General features: G+C 52.7%; 24 protein-coding genes and 1 other annotated feature. Of the genes, 4 read left to right on the forward strand and 20 right to left on the reverse strand.

Annotated elements, in window-relative coordinates; all coding sequences use genetic code 11:
• Positions 1–34 precede the first annotated feature (34 nt).
• The 16 genes from NST26_RS20800 to NST26_RS20875 all read right to left on the reverse strand — a co-directional run bounded on the left by NST26_RS20800 (position 35) and on the right by NST26_RS20875 (position 12,567).
• Entirely contained in the window at positions 35–403 is a 369-nt protein-coding gene (locus NST26_RS20800; RefSeq protein WP_036727321.1) for a 2Fe-2S iron-sulfur cluster-binding protein, read from the reverse strand.
• A 27-nt stretch (positions 404–430) separates the two neighbouring features.
• Positions 431–1,051, reverse strand: coding sequence for a hypothetical protein (locus tag NST26_RS20805; RefSeq protein WP_339249345.1), 621 nt, complete (start codon positions 1,049–1,051; stop codon positions 431–433).
• 80 nt (positions 1,052–1,131) lie between these two features.
• Positions 1,132–1,311 (reverse strand): DUF2768 family protein, encoded by a 180-nt coding sequence (locus NST26_RS20810; RefSeq protein WP_036698144.1) that lies wholly within the window; start codon positions 1,309–1,311, stop codon positions 1,132–1,134.
• A gap of 199 nt (positions 1,312–1,510) precedes the next feature.
• Positions 1,511–1,786: a stage VI sporulation protein F gene (locus NST26_RS20815; protein ID WP_036698146.1), complete on the reverse strand. Its 276-nt coding sequence runs from the start codon at positions 1,784–1,786 to the stop codon at positions 1,511–1,513.
• Positions 1,787–1,853: 67 nt separating this feature from the next.
• Positions 1,854–2,894 (reverse strand): NAD(P)H-dependent glycerol-3-phosphate dehydrogenase, encoded by a 1,041-nt coding sequence (locus NST26_RS20820; RefSeq protein ID WP_036727323.1) that lies wholly within the window; start codon positions 2,892–2,894, stop codon positions 1,854–1,856.
• Positions 2,887–3,504: a glycerol-3-phosphate 1-O-acyltransferase PlsY gene (gene plsY, locus NST26_RS20825; RefSeq protein WP_036727324.1), complete on the reverse strand. Its 618-nt coding sequence runs from the start codon at positions 3,502–3,504 to the stop codon at positions 2,887–2,889. Before plsY ends, NST26_RS20820 begins: the two co-directional genes overlap by 8 nt.
• A 12-nt stretch (positions 3,505–3,516) precedes the next feature.
• Positions 3,517–4,842, reverse strand: coding sequence for a ribosome biogenesis GTPase Der (gene der, locus NST26_RS20830; protein ID WP_036698150.1), 1,326 nt, complete (start codon positions 4,840–4,842; stop codon positions 3,517–3,519).
• 175 nt (positions 4,843–5,017) lie between these two features.
• Positions 5,018–6,346: a 30S ribosomal protein S1 gene (rpsA, locus tag NST26_RS20835; protein ID WP_076079166.1), complete on the reverse strand. Its 1,329-nt coding sequence runs from the start codon at positions 6,344–6,346 to the stop codon at positions 5,018–5,020.
• Between the two features lie 174 nt (positions 6,347–6,520).
• Positions 6,521–7,108: a lysophospholipid acyltransferase family protein gene (locus tag NST26_RS20840; RefSeq protein WP_036727329.1), complete on the reverse strand. Its 588-nt coding sequence runs from the start codon at positions 7,106–7,108 to the stop codon at positions 6,521–6,523.
• Positions 7,105–7,815 carry a (d)CMP kinase gene (gene cmk / locus NST26_RS20845; RefSeq protein ID WP_036727330.1) on the reverse strand — a complete coding sequence of 237 codons (711 nt, stop codon included), beginning with the start codon at positions 7,813–7,815 and terminating at the stop codon, positions 7,105–7,107. Before cmk ends, NST26_RS20840 begins: the two co-directional genes overlap by 4 nt.
• 211 nt (positions 7,816–8,026) lie before the next feature.
• On the reverse strand, positions 8,027–8,680 hold the full coding sequence (locus NST26_RS20850) for a flagellar brake protein (RefSeq protein ID WP_209870023.1): 654 nt from the start codon (positions 8,678–8,680) through the stop codon (positions 8,027–8,029).
• Between the two features lie 211 nt (positions 8,681–8,891).
• Positions 8,892–10,250 carry a germination protein YpeB gene (gene ypeB, locus NST26_RS20855; RefSeq protein ID WP_340979735.1) on the reverse strand — a complete coding sequence of 453 codons (1,359 nt, stop codon included), beginning with the start codon at positions 10,248–10,250 and terminating at the stop codon, positions 8,892–8,894.
• Between the two features lie 87 nt (positions 10,251–10,337).
• Positions 10,338–10,484: a hypothetical protein gene (locus NST26_RS20860; protein ID WP_179090427.1), complete on the reverse strand. Its 147-nt coding sequence runs from the start codon at positions 10,482–10,484 to the stop codon at positions 10,338–10,340.
• 78 nt (positions 10,485–10,562) lie between these two features.
• Positions 10,563–11,258 (reverse strand): glutamic-type intramembrane protease PrsW, encoded by a 696-nt coding sequence (gene prsW / locus NST26_RS20865; RefSeq protein WP_036727336.1) that lies wholly within the window; start codon positions 11,256–11,258, stop codon positions 10,563–10,565.
• A gap of 76 nt (positions 11,259–11,334) precedes the next feature.
• Entirely contained in the window at positions 11,335–11,949 is a 615-nt protein-coding gene (locus tag NST26_RS20870) for a genetic competence negative regulator (protein WP_036698160.1), read from the reverse strand.
• Positions 11,950–12,180: 231 nt separating this feature from the next.
• The gene (locus NST26_RS20875; RefSeq protein ID WP_339249358.1) at positions 12,181–12,567 is read right to left on the reverse strand and encodes a hypothetical protein; all 387 of its coding nucleotides are present in this window, start codon (positions 12,565–12,567) and stop codon (positions 12,181–12,183) included.
• A gap of 94 nt (positions 12,568–12,661) precedes the next feature.
• Here NST26_RS20875 and NST26_RS20880 point away from each other — a divergent pair, with 94 nt between their 5' ends.
• Positions 12,662–13,534, forward strand: coding sequence for a polysaccharide deacetylase family protein (locus NST26_RS20880; protein WP_036727396.1), 873 nt, complete (start codon positions 12,662–12,664; stop codon positions 13,532–13,534).
• A 62-nt stretch (positions 13,535–13,596) separates the two neighbouring features.
• Here the strand turns inward: NST26_RS20880 and NST26_RS20885 are convergent, their stop codons facing one another.
• Genes NST26_RS20885 through NST26_RS20895 form a run of 3 tightly spaced genes read right to left on the reverse strand, consistent with a single transcriptional unit; the run spans position 13,597 to position 15,427 of the window.
• On the reverse strand, positions 13,597–14,409 hold the full coding sequence (locus tag NST26_RS20885) for a metallophosphoesterase (RefSeq protein WP_340979736.1): 813 nt from the start codon (positions 14,407–14,409) through the stop codon (positions 13,597–13,599).
• Positions 14,410–14,459: 50 nt separating this feature from the next.
• Positions 14,460–14,837: a hypothetical protein gene (locus tag NST26_RS20890; protein ID WP_209870031.1), complete on the reverse strand. Its 378-nt coding sequence runs from the start codon at positions 14,835–14,837 to the stop codon at positions 14,460–14,462.
• Complete coding sequence (locus NST26_RS20895; RefSeq protein WP_036698166.1) at positions 14,834–15,427, reverse strand: CPBP family intramembrane glutamic endopeptidase; 594 nt, start codon at positions 15,425–15,427, stop codon at positions 14,834–14,836. Before NST26_RS20895 ends, NST26_RS20890 begins: the two co-directional genes overlap by 4 nt.
• Positions 15,428–15,494: 67 nt before the next feature.
• Between NST26_RS20895 and NST26_RS20900 the strand changes: the two genes are divergently transcribed.
• Both NST26_RS20900 and serA read left to right on the forward strand, forming a co-directional pair.
• Complete coding sequence (locus tag NST26_RS20900) at positions 15,495–16,400, forward strand: hypothetical protein (RefSeq protein WP_036727342.1); 906 nt, start codon at positions 15,495–15,497, stop codon at positions 16,398–16,400.
• 113 nt (positions 16,401–16,513) lie between these two features.
• Positions 16,514–16,741: a binding site (T-box leader), on the forward strand.
• Between the two features lie 210 nt (positions 16,742–16,951).
• Positions 16,952–18,544 (forward strand): phosphoglycerate dehydrogenase, encoded by a 1,593-nt coding sequence (gene serA / locus NST26_RS20905; protein ID WP_036727344.1) that lies wholly within the window; start codon positions 16,952–16,954, stop codon positions 18,542–18,544.
• 91 nt (positions 18,545–18,635) lie between these two features.
• Here the strand turns inward: serA and NST26_RS20910 are convergent, their stop codons facing one another.
• Complete coding sequence (locus NST26_RS20910; protein ID WP_340979737.1) at positions 18,636–19,481, reverse strand: SDR family NAD(P)-dependent oxidoreductase; 846 nt, start codon at positions 19,479–19,481, stop codon at positions 18,636–18,638.
• Positions 19,482–19,615: 134 nt separating this feature from the next.
• Between NST26_RS20910 and NST26_RS20915 the strand changes: the two genes are divergently transcribed.
• Positions 19,616–20,569: a helix-turn-helix transcriptional regulator gene (locus tag NST26_RS20915; protein WP_340979738.1), complete on the forward strand. Its 954-nt coding sequence runs from the start codon at positions 19,616–19,618 to the stop codon at positions 20,567–20,569.
• Positions 20,570–20,634 lie beyond the last annotated feature (65 nt).

Below are 20,634 nucleotides of genomic sequence, written 5' to 3' on the forward strand. Positions count from 1 at the left end.
TCGTTTAGGGTTGCATTTGCGCCGGGAGTAACCATCACCATAAGTCCTCCGATTCGCCACGGCGCGCCGCTTCCAGTCTGCGGCGTACAGCCGCCTTCAGCGGGTCCTCGGGAATATGCACTTGGACGTCGCCCCATACAGCGGCCTGACAGGCCAGGCGGACGCCTTCATCCAGCAGGCTGCCAAGCTTGCGCTTCTCCGCCTCCGCAGGAGGTCTGAGTCCCGCGGCATCCGTACGCTCTACGGACACTTTGCACATCATGCATCCCGCCTTGCCCCCGCAGCGGGTAGGCAGGACGATTCCGGCTTTGCGCACAGCCTCCAGCAGCGTAACCCCATGCTTGACAGAAGCTGTGCGTTGTTCCGGAAGGAAAGTGACCGTTATTTGCGATTTCGCATTCATCTTACAGCCTCCTTCCTTGAAATCAGGTTATATACGTATAGATTCGGATATCCCCAGCAGCTCGTCCAGCCTAGACTGCAGGCCGTCGGCTTCCAGATGATTCTCTTCAATGAGCTGCTCCAGAAGCGGCAGATGACCGGCTACATCCTGCTTCATCAGCTCCGCAATCGCCCGGCAGCGTTCTTCCCTGCCGCGCAGCAGATTGAAGATCAGCTCATGGACAAGCGGCATCAGGGCCAGGCGGCCGCTCCCTTCGAACGTACATTCCGGGGCATAGGGCTGCAGCTTGCTGATATCCACTGAATATTGCCCGGAGCCGCTGCCGATCCTGAATCCGCCCACCAGCTCAACCTTCACCTCTCCGATGAAGTAGAGCCCGCGCAGAGAGTAACAGCCTCCGCTATAATCCTCCCCCGGTGCGCAGACAGTGTATCTCAGCAGTGCCCGATGAAGCTGCGCGGTATCCTCCAAATCACAATAGAGGTCAATATCGCGCGGAGCAGCACTCAGTTGAACCCCGTGCAGCAGCAGACCGCAGCTTCCCCCCAGCAGCCACACCGGCGGCTTACCCGGCCCGATCACATCCAACTCCCGCGCTATGCTGCCCAGTGCCGTCTCCAGCACATAAGGAATTCCTGAACCGGCCATCAAACTACACACGCCCCATTCCTGTAAAATCAACTAACGATTCTGTCAGAAATACGTCTGCCTGAGTATAATGTAAATGCTTACATAATTGAAGCAGCCCCGCCCAGAACTCCGATCAGCAGGATGACAAAAGCAATGACCGATAAAACAGCTCTAAGCAGTCCCTTCGTCTTGCTGCGTGCAAAAGTAATCAAAAAAACGGATAAGCCCATAATCAGTACCGCAATCAGAGACAGCCACATTTTTGTCATCGGGTCCATAGGTCATGCGCCTCCATTTCACTTTTCCCGGATTGCGACTATTATAGCGTGAAATCCGTCATTTTTTAAGTATTAATTTACAGATTAGCCCCTGGCTATGGAAAAAAGGGCATCAACCACGGAATCAGCTTACCTTCCGGAGTTATGCCCAGTCTGAAAAGGAGCCATCCCGGCAGGAATGGCTTACTTCACGGATATGCTATTTTTTCAGCATCATTTTCATTAAAGACTCCATCGTACCGGAACCGGCGCCGCCTTTTTTAACAGCATTGACGATCTCCTGCACTGTAGCCTCGCTGACCGGCACTTTAGCCATAGCTGATACCTGTTTAATTAACTGGCGGAGCTGGGCTTCATTCTGTGTGGTGCCCGGCTTAACCGTACCGGCCAGCTTTTTGATGGCACCTTCCGAAATGTTTTTGCCCGTCTTCTTGTTGATGGCGTTCAAAGCATCCTTGGAAAAATCTCTGCTCACTGTTCATCCCTCCTCCGTCAATCCCCATTAACAACATATGAGATATTCCGGCAAAAGGTGAACGTGATCAGGAATGCCACTGCTCCCAGGTCTCCTGGGAAATGGCCTCCATCTCCGTCTTACGGTCACGGCCCATCAGGGCTTCCACCGCATTACGCGGTGTTCTGCCCTTGAACAGCACATGATAAATCTGGTCGGTGATGGGCATCTGTACGCCCAGCTTCAGCGAGATCGCATAAGCCACCTCCGTCGTCCGGATGCCTTCGACAACCATCCCCATCGAGTCCAGCACCTCATTCAGCGGCTGGCCCTGGCCCAGCATGGAGCCGGCGCGCCAGTTGCGGCTGTGCTGGCTTGTTGCCGTTACGACCAGGTCACCAAGTCCGGCAAGGCCGGAGAAGGTTAAGGGATTCGCACCCATCTCTACCCCGACCCGGGAGATCTCGGCCAGGCCGCGGGTAAGCAGTGCCGCCTTCGCATTATCCCCGAACCCCAGCCCGTCGGACAGCCCCGCACCCAGCGCGATAATATTCTTCAGTGCACCAGCCAGCTCTACCCCTAGCTGATCCCTGTTGGTATACACACGGAAGTCGTTGTTAATGAACAGCCCCTGCGCCGCCTTGGCACGGCTCTCATCCGGTGAAGCCACGACGACCGTGGTCGGACAGAGCCGTACCACTTCTTCAGCATGGCTCGGCCCGGAGAGCACCACAATATCGCCTTCGCTGCAGCCCAGCTCTTCCGAGATCACTGTGGACATCCGCTTCATGGTCTCGGTCTCGAAGCCCTTCGTGGCGTGAATGCAGAGCATATCTTCCTTCCAGAACGGCTTAAGGCTATGCGCCACCTGACGCACTCCGGAAGAAGGCGCCACAATGACTACCGCCTTCGAACCGGAGACGGCAGTCTCCATGTCAGTGGTGGCAATAATATTTCCAGGGAGCTTAACCCCCGGCAGGAAATGATGATTCGTATGTGCTTCGTTAATCTCGGCAGCCTGCTCAGGCTTTCGCGTCCACAGATAAACCTCCGAGTGGTTAGCCGCCAGCACAGTAGCCAGCGCAGTTCCCCAACTGCCCGCGACCAGCACGGTTACTTTATCAGACAACGCGATTCCCCTCCTTGGCTTTGGAGCCGATTTTGTTCTCACGGCCCTGCGAGATCTTCACGATGTTGCTGCGGTGACGCCAGAAGGCGAACACTACGATGACCAGGCTTCCCCATAGCTCCGGGGTCGTATGCTCTGTGAACAGCAGACACACTGGAGTCAGAGCCACAAAGATCAGCGAGCCCAGCGAGACATACCGTGTAAGTATAATAGCGAGAATGGCAATCGCCCCGGCAATCAGTGCAGGCCAGAATACCAGTGTAGCCATCACTCCAATCGTCGTTGCAATCCCTTTCCCCCCGCGAAAATGAAAATAGACCGGCCAGTTATGCCCGATGATGGCAGCCAGTCCGCAGACCACTGCGACCCAGCTTCCCCATCCCCCGGCCCATGTGCCAAGCCAGACTGCGGCAATTCCCTTCAGTACGTCCAGAAACAGCACCAGTATGGCCGGTCCCTTCCCCATCACACGCAGTGTATTGGTCGCACCCGCATTGCCGCTTCCATATTGGCGGATATCAATCCCCTTAAGCAGCCGGGCGAGCAGTACACTGAAGCTGATGGAGCCAAGCAGATAGCTTATAACGATAACCAGAAGTTCAAACGCCACTACTCTTCTCCCCTAACCTTCGTTCTCGGATTTGCGCCGTGTAAAGAGGCGGATCGGTGTACCCTCGAAATTGAACGCTGCACGCAGCTTGTTCTCCAGGTAACGTTCGTAGGAGAAGTGCATCAGCGAAGGATCATTGACGAATACCACGATGGTCGGCGGCTTCGTTGCCACCTGGGTGACATAGTTAATGCGCAGACGGCGGCCTTTGTCCGTAGGCGGAGGATTAATCGCCACGGCATCCGATACCACATCATTCACCAGATGGGTGGTAATCCGCAGGGCGTGCTGTTGGGCGACATGCTGCACGACAGGCAGCAGCTTCTGCAGACGCTGTTTCGTAAGCGCAGACAGAAATACCACTGGAGCATAGCTCATGAACAGGAAGTGATCGCGGATGTTGCGTTCGAAGTTCTGCATCGTCTTGTCGTCTTTCTCAATGGCATCCCATTTGTTGACAACAAAGACCGAAGCCTTGCCCGCATCATGGGCATACCCGGCAATATGCTTGTCCTGGTCGATAATGCCTTCTTCGCCGTTGATTACAACGAGTACAACATCAGCACGCTCAATCGCCTTCATGGCTCTCATTACACTGTATTTTTCCGTGTTCTCATAGACCTTGCCGCGTTTGCGCATGCCCGCTGTATCGATCAGCACATAACGCTGACCATCCCGTTCGAACGGCGTATCAATCGCATCGCGTGTAGTCCCCGCAACATCACTGACAATAACGCGTTCTTCGCCCAGAATGGCATTAACCAGTGAGGATTTACCCACATTCGGACGTCCGATCAAGGCTACACGGATGACATCTTCATCATATTCCTCATCCACTTTATCCGGAAGACGTTCAACAACCGCGTCCAGCAGATCGCCGATTCCGGTTCCGTGACTTCCTGAAATGCCGATCGGATCACCGATTCCAAGGGTATAAAATTCATAAATATCTTCGGTGCGCTTCATGTTATCCACTTTGTTGATAGCCAGAACGATCGGCTTGCCGGAACGGAACAGAATCTGCGCCACTTCCTCATCCGAACTCGTGAGTCCGCTCTTCGCCTCGCACATGAAGACGATCACATCCGCTTCCTCAATCGCCAGCTCCGCCTGAACGCGGATGGATTTCAGAATAGCGTCTTCTCCGTCAATCTCAATCCCGCCAGTATCAATGACACTGAAGGATTTACCGTTCCAGTCGGAGACTCCATATATCCGGTCACGTGTAATCCCCGGTTTATCTTCTACGATGGCCAGTCTATCGCCAATCAGCCGGTTAAAGATCGTCGACTTTCCGACGTTAGGCCTGCCGACAATGGCCACTACGGGTCTTGCCATATTCATTCCTCCTGTCTTCCTTACGTTACTCATCATAGCAAAAAACATTCCAATTGGCTAACCGTCTTACCCATGTATTGCCGCTATCCTGTATGCCCTGGAACAGACAATCGGCGAACCCTCTGATCGAGGGCTCGCCGATTACTTTACCCGTTATGATGAGATAACAAAGGGATTAGTTGTTACCCTTGAATTTGTCCAGCTTGTCGCCGAAACGTTCAGCCAGTGTGAAGCTGAGGCCTTCGTTGCTGAGCGATACGTTAGGATTGTTCAGCACTTCCTTAGGCGCTCTGTCTCTGCTGTTGCTGCGTTCTGGTCTGGCCGAAGGAGCCGGAGCTTCTTCAGTTTCCTTGATGCTCAGGCTGACGCGCTTCTCGGATGGGTTGAAGTCAAGCACTTTCACTTGTACTTCCTGTCCTTCCTTGAGCACTTCATGCGGAGTGCCAATGTGCTTGTGGGAGATCTGGGAGATATGCACAAGGCCTTCAACGCCTGGCAGCAGTTCAACGAATGCGCCGAAGTTCACAAGGCGCTTAACTTCGCCTGTAACTACATCGCCGATGTTGATCTTGCCTGCTGCGGAATCCCAAGGACCCGGAGCAGCTGCTTTGATGCTGAGGCTGATTTTGCCCTTTTCAGGATCAACCTTAAGTACTTTCACGCGAACCTTGTCGCCTTCGGATACAACATCGGATGGCTTCTCTACGTGGTTCCAAGCAATCTCAGATACGTGAACCAGTCCGTCTACGCCGCCAACATCAACGAATGCGCCGAATTGAGTCAGGCGTTGAACCGTACCTTCGATGATTTGGCCTTCAGACAGCTCAGCCATAATCTTCTGCTTGTTAGCTTCGAATTCTTCCTCCAGAACTTCTTTGGCGGAGAGAATTACCTTGCTGTTCTCACGGTCAAGCTCTTTCACTTTGACACGCAGTGTGCGGCCCTTGTAGTCGCTGAAATCTTCAACGAAGTGACGCTCAACCATGGAAGCCGGGATGAAGCCGCGTGCGCCAACGTCAGCCACAAGGCCGCCTTTGACAACATCAGCTACAGTAACTTCGAAGGATTCCTGGGAAGCGAAATACTTCTCCAGATCTTCCCATGATTTCTCGCTGTCGATGGCACGCTTGGACAGCACCAGGCTCTCCTTGTTGTCGTTGATGCTGACAACCTTGCATTCCACTTCCTGGCCGACTTCTACCGCTGCTGCGGCATTGTCCAGCTGAACGGAAGACAATTCGCGAATAGGAATAACGCCGTCGTATTTATATCCAATGCTTACATAAGCTTGGTTATCTTCAATTTTGACGATTGTTCCTTTCACGGTATCGCCTTTTTTCAGAGAAATGATTTCCAGACCTTCCTGGCTTGTCACTTCTTCTTCATTGCTGGCAACAACTTCTGCAGATTCGGTAACAGCGGATTCTACAGTTTCTGCCTTATCTACGGTCTCGTTATTCTCAACGTTATCCGCAGCTTCTTGATTCTTGATTTCTTCAGACATGTGATTACCCTCCTCGATTCAAAACCCCATTTATTTAAACCCGCGTAGAGCAGGGTTCAAAACAATCATTGCTTCGTTAAACCATTTCACTTTGCTGATTAGTATGTTCCAAAAAATAGCGGTTATGCTGTAATTTATAAGCTATTCACAGAAACAGAAAATTGACTCCCGGACTTACCGCGAACTGGGCTTGCCGGTACTGATCATTTCATGGATGCGTCCCATAATAACATCGGTTACAGCGTCCAGAGAATCACTTCCCGCACCTTCAAATGCGCTGAGGTCTATGGGTGCCCCATATACAACAGTCATCCGGCGGAACGGCTTGTAGGACCCGATAATGGCTGCCGGCACAACGGCTGCGCCGCTGCGGAGCGCGAAGCTTGCCGCACCCTTCTTGGCTGAACCTGAATCGGAGTTCCGCGTCCCTTCCGGGAAGATGCCCATCACATGTCCGCTGCGAAGCGTATTGAGGGACGTCTTAATGGATTCTTTGCTTACGCCGCCACGCTTGACAGGAAATGCGCCCAATTGCTTAATGAGCCAGCCCAGCACCGGAACATTGAATAATTCCGCCTTGGCCATATATCTTACCTGTCGCTTCAGCTTAATGCCGATCGTCATGGGATCAAGCAGGCTGATGTGATTCGCGCAGAGCAGGACTCCACCCTCCTTCGGCACATTCTCTCTTCCCACAATCTTGAGCGGGAACAGTATGGCATAAATCATACGAAGCAAGGCCACGCAAAATGCATAAATCATAGATGATTTCTCTCCCCGTTAACATAGGTTCTGCAGTGGGAGACGATGGCTTCCACGGCCTGAAGGATATCCATATGCGTCGTATCCAGAAGAATAGCATCCTCGGCACGGCACAGCGGTGAAATCTCCCGGCCTTCATCAAGCCGGTCCCGCGCTGCAATATCATGTTCAAGCTGCTGGAGAGTCACTGTTTCCGTATCCTTCAGTTCCTTGTAACGACGGAGAGCACGCTCCTCCACACTTGCCGTCATGAAAATCTTCACTTCGGCATCCGGCAGTACGGTTGTACCGATATCCCGGCCATCCATCACGACTCCCTTGCGGAGCGCCATCTGACGCTGCAAGTGACTCAGTCTGGATCTAACACCCTCAATCTTCGAATACTGCGACACCTGGCCGCTGACCTGAAGACTGCGGATATGCGGGGTCATGTCTTCCCCATTAATCAGCACTTTCTGCACATCTTTCTCAGGCAGAAGCTCAATCGCCATATTCTGGACCTTCCGGTCCACCAGCTCATGATTCTCTGCAGCTATGCCTTCACGAAGCATATACCAGGTGATTGCCCGGTACATGGCACCCGTGTCTACATAAATGTAAGACAGCTCCCGTGCTACCAATCGGGCTACAGTGCTCTTGCCTGCCCCGGCAGGTCCGTCGATGGCGACGTTAATTCGGTCGTTAGTATGTGTATCCTGCCTGTCCAACGGGGCATTCCTCCTCAAACACTCTTCCGCAGAAATACGCATATCGACATATCTCTCTTGGAACTTGCTGATATTCTCAAGAAAAAAGCAGGCATTGCCTGCGACTTATAAAATTATACCACAGTTTGAACCCCAGTGCAAAATGACATTGAGGTTTTTTAGGGAGAAAAAAGCTGATTCAGGGCCCTCTTGAAGATTCCTGCGCAGGGAATCAGCGGTTGCGGAAATCGAATTGGCGTTCAAAGCAGTACCGGATAATTTTTTGCCGCTCCGAATCGGAAATGGCCGAGAATTTAACCATGACCAGATTCCGTCCGGTCTCCAGCGGTTTGATCCGTACAATCTCGCCTTCGAAATTAACATGCTCCGTGCTTCCGTTGCGGTAGGAGACGAGCAGCCAGCAGGCCAGCTTGTCGGCCACCTCTAATGTAATTTTGGCATCGCTTAAGAATGATGTCCCGCCGCCGCCGATATCCTCGGTGCGCACCAGAAACCGGCTGCCCAGGGCATCCTTCACGGCCAGCTCCAGCTCCGCATTGACGCGGAAGAAGCTGCGGCGCTGAATTTTGAAGATGGACTCCGCCGCAGGCTTGCGCAGCCGGACCATCCGGATGACATCTTCCTTGAAGCCGAGCACATGAGTATTGAAATAATTCTTAATGCCGCCCTCTGTGAGAAAATAGACCGACAGCTCGTCACCGATGAACAGCTTCTTAAGCCGGCCGTTACTCTCCTGCATGGGGATTTCTATCAGGATGCTCTCGTCCTCCATATCAGCAATCCTTGCCCGGTACTGGATCTCAGACTCTGCCGCATCGCTGGATGCGACCTGGAGGTATAGATATTCATTGATTTTGGGATACAAACCTGTCACCGCCGCTTGAGTTAGTAATAAATGCTAAACCGATTATAGCATGCCCTCTTGAGGCAGGTCAGAAATATTATTAGGCGTTGAACGCCAACAGCCGCAACCGGCTTGCAGTCCATAGTTTCAGCATCAAAAAAAAGACGCCCTCCGTTTCCGGAAATGCGTCTTCTTTATAGAACCGGTTTAGCTGTCCCCATGGAAAGTCCGGCTATTTATCCTGTGCTCCCGAGGAGGTGCGGATCTGTTCCACCGCCTCCTCATTACCGTCATCGGCATTCAGATAAATCCTGAACTGTGAGCCGTTGATTTTGCCCCCGAATTCATAGGTCAGCAGTTCCACCGCATCTTCATTCTCGATCCAGGCCAGCCGGTTATAGAGCTCCTTGAACTCCGGGTTAAGCATCGCTCTGGCTTCAGCCAGGGACAGCTTCGGCTTCGGCAGCACACGCTTCTCCTTATGCTCATTCACATAGTCGCTCGCCTGAAACCCTATAGCTTCCCCCGTATCCAGCCCGACACGAACCGTCATTTTCTCGGGATAGATGAGCACGCCGTCCTGGCTGCTGACAAAGGTCAGATTGCCCAGATTATCGTACCGGTCCGCACTGACTGCGGTCATGCCGGGATAGCCCTTCTTCTCCAGGAACTTACCCGCCTTCTCCACAGCCTGCTTCATGGATACTTTGGCAGGCCCTACCTCGCGGTTGTCGTTGTAAGAGATCAGCAGTCCGCCTTCCGCCGTGAAGTCCATCGAGACCGGCTCCTTATGGTCACTGGAAGTCACAGTGGCTGTATAAGAAGCCCACTCCGTTCCCTTCCCATTCTCCTGAATCTTCACCTGTGCCTTCCCGCCCAGCTCTGCGAACTTCATCGCCTTGCCCTTGATCTGGTCAGCGGTAACCGGCTTGCCGCCCAGCTTTTTCACCGACCGCTTATCATAGATACTTGCAACCGAAGGTCCGTAGTCCAGCTCCGGGTATGCCGCCACGCGTTTATCCACGGTTTTGAATCCGTCGATGATCGTGTTGTCTTCGGCCTTCTGCTCTGTAGCCAGTGCAGTCTCTACATCCATCCAGCGCAGCTTTTTGCCGATGACCTTGTCCTGAACCTTCTGCAGGTCCTTGGAGATTTCAGCCGAATTCTGGTAGAGCGTCTTCAGATTCGCCATCTCCCCCTCTGTCAGCGGCTTCTTCGTGAAGTCACGCACCGCAGCCTTGTAGGAGAAATTAGAGATCTTAGAGAGGAACTCCTCCGTCTCACTGAACGGCAGCAGCGTCAGCGGCAGCTGATTGATCTCGTTCTGCGCCTCGCTGGTAATCCGCCATACATTGACCAGTCCTTTGCGGTGCATTCCGTTAGAGGTAGTGTTCACCGCAAGCGTATTGCCAAGCTCACCGTGAAGCCGCTCCACATGGAAGGAGAGATCATGGAATGCGCGCTGATACTGATTCTCCGCTTTGATCAGAATCGAATTCTTCTCCTGATTCTCCTGATACCCCCAGACGAGCGCTCCAAGCAGCAAGAGTGCGGTAAGCGGGAACATTATGGCACTTAATCTTTTGTACATAGGTCCGCATAGCTCCTTTCAGTAGCTTATTGCCGTTAGTTTGACAATAACTGAGAAGACTTATGCACTTTTTCAAGAATCCGGTCTTTAGGCCCGTTCCTCAATCTCGAAGCCGCTTACACAGCTGCACAGACATTGCTTGAAGCCGGTCTGGACAACCCCCTGCTCCTTGTTCCCTCTTAATATGTAGGTTTCGCCGCACTGCTTGCAGACAATCCGAACTTTTACTCGCAAAAAAAGACACCTCTCTCTCCTTTCTGGAATTCCTTGCCTTAAGGAACTGCCCTGTAGGATTAAGTGTGTCCATCTCGATTATAGGTTAACCTCTTCCTCACGCTTCAAAAAGCGAAACGGGGAACGGCTGTTGGCCCGCGCAACCTTCCCCATGCCTCTATACCATAGGACCGCCATCAGGGGCACGATAAACCAGATCCAGTAGTTAGCTGTCGTCGCGAGCAGAAAATCATAGATTCCATGCCACAGCCAGGGCAGAAGCAATGAAATCAGCAGAATCTTACGGGTCTTGACCCCGCCGGAGAACTTGGCTCTGCCCATATGGTAGCCCATAATTACCCCGAACATGGCATGTCCGGAGACTGGAAGCAGCGCCCTTAGAATCATGGTGCCGATTGAAGCATTGCTGTACCATGCATACATTACATTCTCTATTGTTGCGAAGCCGAGCGAAATCGCTACGGCATATAGTATTCCATCATAGGGCTCGTCAAATTCGGTATGATTGTAAATCATATGGTACAGCACAAACCACTTCAGGGCCTCTTCCACCCCGGCTGAGATCAGAAAGGAATCCACATAAGGACCGCCGTCCAGCCCCAGCACCAGTCCCCTCTGGATAATCATCACAGGCAGCACGATCATCAGGCCGAGCAGGAACACCTTAAGCACCATATGGAGCGGTTCCTGATCATACTTGTCTTTCAGATAGAAAAAAGTCAGCAGCGCAAGTCCCGGTGCAACTGCTGACGAAATGACCGATAACAAAAGCACCGAATAGCCTCCCTTGCGCTAATACCTAATCTCTGCTGAAGCCGTTATGGCCGGACTGGTACCTTCCCGCTACCTCTTATTCCTGGCGTTTGAAATGATTGCACAGCGTCTGAATCGCATTCTCCGCCATAACCGTCTTGCCGTATTCGGCCAGAACAGCCTGAGTTACCGGAGAGGAATCTCCGAATTCAGCGAGCACGCCTACCAGCCCTGACAGTGCAGCCTCTTCAAATTCCTTCGGATCGAAGTAGAGGTACCATTTATCATTATAAGAATACAGTTGTCCTTGAGAAGTAATATTGCCGATGAGCACATGAGCCGCTTCCACCAGAACCTCGAAATCGCGGAATGCATATACAATGGAGTCGCTTTGTTCAAGAGTAACTTCCATTTCGTAAATCTCTTCAGGCAATTCATCTTCCCCGGCCCCACCGTACTGATGGTGATCATATTTCCCCCGGGTCACAATAACGACCATGCCTTGCGCGGGCAATGCGAACACTTCCACGGCAAGCGGACCCGTAGCGTCAAAACCAAGCTCGCTGTACGCCTGATCCATCATTTCCGTAAAGAGGTCGTGCACCTTGGGAACCTCCTGCCACATGTCTTCCTTCTGGATGCCCCGCTCGCTCAGGTCGTCAAAAGTGAGGAAAATCCGTATCTTATCTTGACTTAATCGCTCTATTCTCATGACAGGATCCTCCTTTTGCAAGCTCATTTAATATTAATGTATGATGAGTCCCGAGTAATGAGCCAAAAATGGTTACTATGTATGTATGTTATCATTTTGAAGCTACAAATGCACGTAAATAAATATAGATTCAGCCCAATTTGCTGCCCATTATATGTAAAGCCATATTAAAAAAGAATCACTTCAGCGATGCCGGCATCGCCAAAATGATTCTGCAGCGGTTAAATCCGGTTACAAACCCGGTATGGCGGTATGAGTATCTTTGAGAATCTGCTCGACTTCATGCTTCACATCAGGGTTGCTGCGGATAAAATCCTTCAGCATGTTCAGATTTGATTCTTTGGACTTTAACGGGGAATCCTCTTTATGATCGCCACCGCTATGATCGCCACCGCCGGATACATGAGAGCCTGAGTGTTCATGACTGCTGCCCGCTGCCGTGCTGCCGAAGCCGGTCATGGCCATCCCCATAATTTTGTCCTTGGCCTTGTCACCCGCATTATAGGAAGAACCGTTCGAGTGCAGTAAGGCAGACATCATGGCGCTGCGTTTTTTGGACATAATCATACTGGCGGCTGCACCAATCAGCACCCCGCACAGAAATGACGAAGTATTCATATCTCCAACCTCCTTGTATGGTAAAATCATGCTTAGTGTTCGCGGAAAGGTAGCCGCTCATACAGCCAAACAACAAGAAAGCGAGATGAAAAAAGTGGGTAAAGCAACAATAACGCTGCTTTTGGCGGCTTGTCTGCTGTCAGCTTGCAGCAACAGTGGAAATACAGGCAGCCAGGCGGCGGAGAAGACGCCACAGCCAGCGGCAGCAACAGAGGCGGCGGAGACAGCCGCATCTCCTGCACCTGAGGTAACAGCATCAGCTGCACCTGAGGCAACTGCATCACCGGAGGCCACGCCTGCGGCAGCCAGCGATGCGCAGGTTCCGCTGCTGTATCATATGAACAAGAATTATGACATTGTCCCGAATGATCCGGCCACGAATAAGAAGGTAGTCCTGCTGACCTTCGACGACGGGCCGAAGGAAGCGGAATTAATCAATCCGCTGATGGATACACTGGACAAGCACAAGGCCAAAGCGATCTTCTTCGTCAACGGGTACCGGGTGAAGGAGCATCCCGAGCTGCTGGAGCTGATCCACAAGCGGGGCGGCGTACTCGGCAACCATAGCTGGGATCACATCGTGCTGAAGGATAAGCCGGAAGCCGAAGTGAAGAAGCAGATTGAGGATGTTCAAAGAATCGTCAAGGAAATCACCGGTGAGACCCCTCACTTCTTCCGTCCGCCGCACGGTGCCGGCGGTGATGTAGGCAAAAAAATCGCCGCTGCAAACGGCATGCTCTATATGACCTGGTCCAATGGCTCCCTTGACTGGGAGATGAAGGCCAAGGATGCAGGCAAAACGGAGAAGCTGATCAAGAATGTAACCGATCAGCTGCATTCCGGCAGCAATATCCTGATGCATGAGCTGCCTTGGACGGTAGAGGCACTTGACACTCTGCTGACTACGCTTGAGGGCAAGGGCTACAGCTTTGTAGATCCGCGCAGCATTGAGCTGAAGATGCGCTAAGATCTGAATGAACAAGCAAAACCGGCTGCCCCGTTAGGAGGGCAGCCGGTTTTTTGTCATGCTTATGGGTTCATCACATTGAATCTCTGCGATCCGGAGTGCTGCTGTCCGCAGCGCAGGGTCAGCACATGCATCTCGGCCGGACTGCGCCAGCGCAGCGGCAGATGCGCCGTACCGAACCCCCGGCTGATCAGCATCTTTAGCGGCGGGAGACCCGCATTATAGCTCCGGGGGATCTCATACATCCCCGCATTATATCGGCGGTAGAACTCATCGGTATGCCGGTTCCCGATCAGGGGCAGTACAACCTGCCCTCCGTGGGTATGCCCGGCCAGAATCAGGTCAGCCGGAATCTCCTGCTGCCGGGACAGCCAGAGCGGATCATGCACGAGGATGATCCGGAAGGCTTCCGCATCCGCCACAGCTGGCAGAGGCCCATAGGCCTTCTTGCCGCCTTGCCGCGGGAAATCCACCCCGGTCAGAATAAACTGCGCACCGTCCCGCTCAATGACGCAGTTCTCATCCACCAGCAGCCTGGCTCCGCTTCCCCGGATGATGTTATCCACCAGACTGATATTCGCCCTGTAATCATGATTCCCATGTACGGCATATACAGGCGCAACCGAAGCGGCCAGAGTCATATTGTTCAACAGGCGTTCTATGGAAGCGCCCTTCTCCGTCATATCACCGCCCAGGAAGACAGCGTCCACCTTCCCCCGCAGCGGGGTCAGCATCTCCTCCGGCAGACGGCGGCGGTGAATATCCGTAATGAGCAGTATCCGGTAGCCGTCGAACGCGGCAGGAAGCCGCTCCAGTACAATATCCTGATGATTCAACCGTTTCTTGAAGGCAGCAGCAACCATAAGGAGACCCATGCCCCCTGCTCCCCCAAGACTCACACCTAATACAATCAGGAGCACCGTAGTCAACTCCATAGGCTGCCCAGATCCGGCGCCCCGTTAATTCCCCACCACAGGAGGAAGCCCAGCAGCATCAGAAATACAACAATCAGCGAATTGATGAACATTTTGCTGAACCGGATTCTCTCTGACGGATAGCTCTCCGCACGCGACGGAGTCTGCTCCCCTTCCTGCTGTGCCGCCTCACGCTCCGGCCTCCCGGAGGCCCTGCGCCCGGATAAGCGCTCCTTTCTGGACAGGGTCCCTGCCACCGGTACCGGACTTCCCGCACGCTCTTCTGCTGCCCCTGAAGCCGGCTGACGCTTGCCCGCTCTGGCCGGAGGCTGTTGTTCTCTCTTCTGCTGTTTCTGGCGGGACCTTACCCGGCTTAATTGTTCTGTCATGATACCCTCCTGTAACGAATAACCATACCGGAGAACAAATCTATAAGGAAATGGCACAATATCGGTGCCCACAGACTGCCCGAATGGATGTAGATAAGTCCAAGACCATAGCTGCTGAGGAAGACCCAGCCCGTTGGAATCCAGTGCCGCAGATAACGGACATGAATAACGGCAAACAGTATACTCGTCCAGTAAGGCCCGAGAGAATGCTGGATCGCTCCGCGGAAGAGCAGCTCCTCACACACCGCAACCACCGCCGAAATGACCACAATATGCCACAGCGGCCGTTTGCCGAACAGTAGCTCATTAATCCCCCCGTCATCCATGCTGTCTTCAGGAACAATATGGGTCAGCAGGAAGTCAACAGCAAGCATAATAACGGCAAGGCCAAGGCCCCAATACACGAAATGTACACTATCCGGAAAATTTAATATGTGAATAGGATTTCTTTTCTGTAATAATATCCATATCAAACCGATAAATAAGGTAAGGCCCTGAGTAATGTACAGATTAATGAGTAACAGCTTGTCTGTTAACTGCTGTGGATCGGCCTTTTTAATTTTGATGTCACCCAATTTGAATTTTTTCATTATAACCTGCCTGTTCTATAAATGTTTTTACATAAGTTAATTTACCTATACGAAGGAGCACTTAATCATGAACAGCCGTACCTCCCGCACTCAAATGATGTACACACTAGGTTTTTTGTTTTTTCTAATATCCGCATTCGCTTCATTTTTCACGGGAGTCAAGGTTGGAGCTGACAAGACAGAGGCCAAGTATTCACAGCTGAAGGACCACCCAAGCGCCCAGGAATTCTCCGGCTCCTACCAGCAGCAGGATCTTGTCACCTTTTATCATAACGTATTTTTGCCTTACCGGGAATTCAAGCGCAATTGGAACGAACAGGTGGGCGTTCTTGCTCGCAGCACGGATGCACGCCAGAATGCGGCAACATTGAAGAATCTGAGTATTCTCGCGGACAAGCAGTATGATAAGGTAACCCAGGATTCGCTCTTCACCAATTCGCCGATGCTCTATGAATCTCAGCTCAATATTCTTAAGAGTCTCACACTCTTCTCCCAAGCCTCCAGTAAGGTGACTGCGGGAGCTTCCGGCGCCGAAGCCGCTAAAGTGCTGAGAAGCGACAACTTCACAACCAGTGCCGTGAGATTCGGGCTGCTCGCCCAGAAGAACTTCTATGATTCCATGCTGAAATGGGGGTCGAAGACCCACCCGTCCATTCCGCAGCAGTCCGGTGAACTGAAGACACTCTCTTTCATTCAGTGGAAAAAAATGCCGCTCTTGCTCAAGAATGCTTCCATCGCCAATATCATGCTCAACCGTGGCATCTACGCCGGATATGATCCGCAGGATATCACTGCCAAGATTGATGACATGATCTACTCCGGGACCGCCAGCTCGCTGAAGCTGAATGATATCCAGTCCTCCGTCACCCTGCTCATCTCCACCGGTGCGGTGCAGGAGCAGGACTTCATCAAGTGGCGGGAACAGTATTACGGTAAAGAGATCATGCCGCAGCTCCCTTTCTTCTACGAGTAGGACCAGTTATTGCATCATAACGAAATTTACGGTCCACTTCAAGGCGGACCCGCGCAGAAGAATCCTATTGACACACTTGGCATCACCATGTTACATTATGACAAATTAATCAAGCAAAACCGATGATGGAACAAAGATTACTTGCAGTCTTCAGAGAGCCGGTGGGTGGTGAGAACCGGTGGCGGACATTAATCTTTAGCGCTCCTGAGATATTGTATTGAACACAAGAGTAGATACAATCGGATCACTCCGTTACCAGTGTGGCCTTTGCAGGCCAATGAGGCTGCTTCTTAACCGTCGCAGTGAATTAGGGTGGTACCACGAGAACTCTCGTCCCTTACTACGGCAGTAGTATGGGGGTTGGGAGTTTTTTTATTGCCATCTACCCGTGAATCCGGTACTTCTGCATGCTGTTTCTTTTGTGCGACAGCGCGTTACCCCGTTGTCAAGCTGCTTATTACGCTCTTGTAAGTTCTGGTACTGCGGATTGCCTTACCCGGTGATCCTTGGCATATACAATAGCTTTCCCATTTGAAGGAGGACAAGAGACCATGTTTAAAGTATTAGTATCGGATCCGATCAGCGATTTGGGCATTCAGCAATTGATGGACGCAAGCGATGTGACTGTAGACAAGAAAACAGGACTAAGTGAAGATGAGCTAGTTGCAATCATTGGCGAATATGACGGCTTACTCGTTCGCAGCCAGACTACCGTGACGGACAAAATTATCGCCGCCGGTACTAATCTCAAGGTTATCGGCCGGGCCGGAGTCGGCGTGGACAACATCAAGCTGGAGTCAGCCACGCAGCGCGGTGTAGTAGTTATCAATGCTCCGGACGGCAATACCATTACGACCTGTGAACATGCTTTTGCCATGATGATGGCCTTGGCCCGTCATATTCCTCAAGCTTATGCGAAGACAATTTCCGGCGTATGGGACAGAAAAACCTTCCTCGGCGTAGAGCTGCGCGGCAAGACACTGGGCGTACTCGGCATGGGCCGGATCGGCAGCGAGGTGGCCAAGCGCGCCAAAGCCTTCGGCATGAGCATCCTGGCCTATGACCCGTTCCTGACAGCTGACCGTGCAGAGAAAATGGAAGTGAAGCTGGCTTCGGTAGACGACATTGTGCGCGGTGCAGACTTCATCACCGTTCACACACCGCTCACCCCGGAGACCCGCCACATGATCTCCCGTCCGCAATTCGAAGTGATGAAAAAAGGCATGCGCATCATCAACTGTGCCCGCGGCGGTGTCATCGATGAAATGGCGCTGGTAGAAGCGATTGACAGCGGTATTGTAGCCGGTGCTGCGTTCGACGTCTTCGAGAAGGAGCCGCCTGAAGCAGACCACCCGTTCCTTACACATCCGAAGATTATCGTGACTCCGCATCTGGGTGCTTCGACGATTGAAGCCCAGGAGAACGTAGCCATCGATGTATCCGAGCAGGTCCTTCATATCCTGCGCAACGAACCGTTCATCAACGCGGTGAACATTCCGCCGGTTGCACCTAGCGTGATGAACAAGCTGCAGCCGTACTTCACCCTCGGCGAGAAGCTGGGCAGCTTCGCTACGCAGATTACGGACGGAGCGATCCGCGAGATCCATGTGGAATATGCCGGTGATCTCTCGGATGTGGATACCCAGCCGCTTACCCGCTATGTCGTCAAAGGTGTGCTCACCCGCCACTTTGCCGGAGATGTGAACATCGTCAACTCGATGCATCTGGCGAAGACCCGTGATGTGAATGTAGTGGTGACCAAGGCTTCCAAAACCAAAGGCTTCACCAACCTCATCACGGTAACACTCAAGGCTGAGCATGATGAAGAGCGTCTGGTCGCCGGTACCCTGCTGCAGGGCTATGGCGAACGGATTGTTAAGGTCAACAAGTTCCCGGTCGATATTGCTCCGGAAGGCCATCAGGTTGTGATCTCGCATAATGACAAGCCGGGTATCATCGGACTCGTCGGCACCCTGCTTGGCGAGAACGGCGTCAATATCGCATCCATGCAGGTTGGCCGTACGATCATCGGCGGAGCTGCCATTATGCTACTGACCGTTGATAAGGGTGTGCCGAAGGAGGTCCTGGTGAAGCTGGCCGGACTGCCGGAGATCAACACCGCTGAGGAGATCATTCTGCTCTAGAAAATTATTCCTGCCTATAACGGCATAGTAAGCAAAAACACTCTGAGGAGTAACGGCATCAGCCGCCCACTCTCCAGAGTGTTTTATATTTTTAGCCGGAAATCACGAATGGCGGCACCTGCCGGCCATCGGTGTCAGTAAAGCCATATTTCCGTGCCAGGTCCCCTACCTTCTGGGGAGTACCAGTCATGGATATCACTTCAGGATCAGCAGCAAGCGCTGCAACCGCGCGGCCGACATATGCTGTCGATTCGGTAGTCTGCAGCTCCGTCACCTCCTGCCAGTGCTCTTCGTCGGTATGGAAATCATCCAGAACCACTTCGGTCCGCATCCAGCCCGGAGAGAGTGGTATGACCGCGATGCCATCTACAGCCAGTTCAAGGGATAGCCCGTAGGCCATACGCACCAGCGCATTTTTGGACAGATCGTAATAGAAGTTACCGGTGTACTTATACTCGTCCCAGAAGGTCGTATGGACGATTAATTTCCCTTTCCCCGCACCTTCGCTGCGCATCAGCGGAATTGCATAATAATTGGTCATCAGCTGTGCCCTTACACCTGAAGTGAACATATTGTCCCAATGCTCCGTAGGCAGCTCCCAAAAAGGATTATTCCAAATCGGCAAATTGTTGCCTCCCCAGACATTGTTAATAAGAATATCCAATCTGCCCTGCTCTGCGCTAATCTGCCGGATTACAGCCTCTGTCTCGCTGTCATTGGTATGATCACAGCGGATCACAGCTCCGTCCCCGCCTGAGCGGCGGATCTCAGCCAGCACCCCTTCAAGCGTTCTTGCCTGTCCCTCCTGCGGCATACCGGCATTCCTGCCCGTAATGTATACATAGGCACCAGCCTTCGCCAGCTCCAGTGCAATGCCTCTGCCCGCTCCCCTGCTCCCGCCTGTTACCAATGCCACTTTCCCTTGCAGATTTGTCATTTGATCCGCTCCCTTTCATCTATCATGCCCGGATTAGATGATCATTTGCGCTAATCCGTATTCTTGTCTAATATATACCTTATACATGACAACCATTGACATATATAAATAATACATTCAAGGGAGGTTGCAGAATGAGAGCGGATCGCCTGATCACTATCGTTCAACTCTTACAGAGCCGCGGGAAAATCAGCTCCAAAGAGCTGGCGCAAACGCTGGAGGTATCCGAACGTACAATCTTCCGGGATATGGAGGCACTAAGCTTCTCCGGCATCCCCGTGCTGGCGGAGCGCGGCCGGGAAGGCGGCTGGAAGCTGGCTGAAGGCTACCGGAATTCCCTGACCGGAATGAACACCAAGGAGATTGCCGCGCTGCTGGTGCCCGCTGATCCGGCGATTCTGCACGCTCTGGGCATTCAGGAGGAGTTCTCCTCGGCCGCCCGCAAGCTGCAGGCCGTCGCTAACCGGCAGCCAGTCACCCCCTTCAGCTTCCTCAGCCAGCGGATTCACATCGACGGAGCCGGGTGGCATCCCTCCGGGGAGACCTATCCCTGCCTATCCGCTTTGCAGGGAGCCTTATGGGAGAACCGCAAGGTGAGCATCACCTATCTGCGCGGCGAGGACGCCGCCGAGCGGCTGGTTGCACCGCTGGGGCTGGTAGTCAAGCGCGGCGTCTGGTACTTGGTCGCAGGGCATGACAGCGAGCTGCGGACCTACAGGGTCTCCAGAATTACTGAGGCCAAAGTCACAGATGAGTCTTTTGAGCAGCCGGAGGATTTCCACCTGTCTGAGTACTGGGAGACCTCCACCGCCGCATTCAAGTCTGCCTTGCCCAGGTACCCCTCCAGCCTTCTTGTAAGAGAGCAAACGATGAAGGAGCTGCAGAAGGAGCGATACGTCGCCCTGTTGCACCAGCAGCCTGCTGAGGCCCCGGGCTGGATCAGGGCCGAGGCCGAGTTCAACACGCCGGAGTCTGCGTGCCGGATCATCCTGTCCCTGGGTCAGGGCATCAAGGTGACGGCACCGCCTAAGCTTGCGGATACGGTTGCTGCGGCTCTGCGTGAAGCGGCAGCATTATACGATTTTTAATAATAGACCAAATGCACTAGTATCCCCTATAATATTACAATACACATTATTATTTATAGGGGGAC

Source organism: Paenibacillus sp. FSL R7-0128, assembly GCF_038002245.1.
Taxonomy (GTDB): domain Bacteria; phylum Bacillota; class Bacilli; order Paenibacillales; family Paenibacillaceae; genus Paenibacillus_AQ; species Paenibacillus_AQ silagei.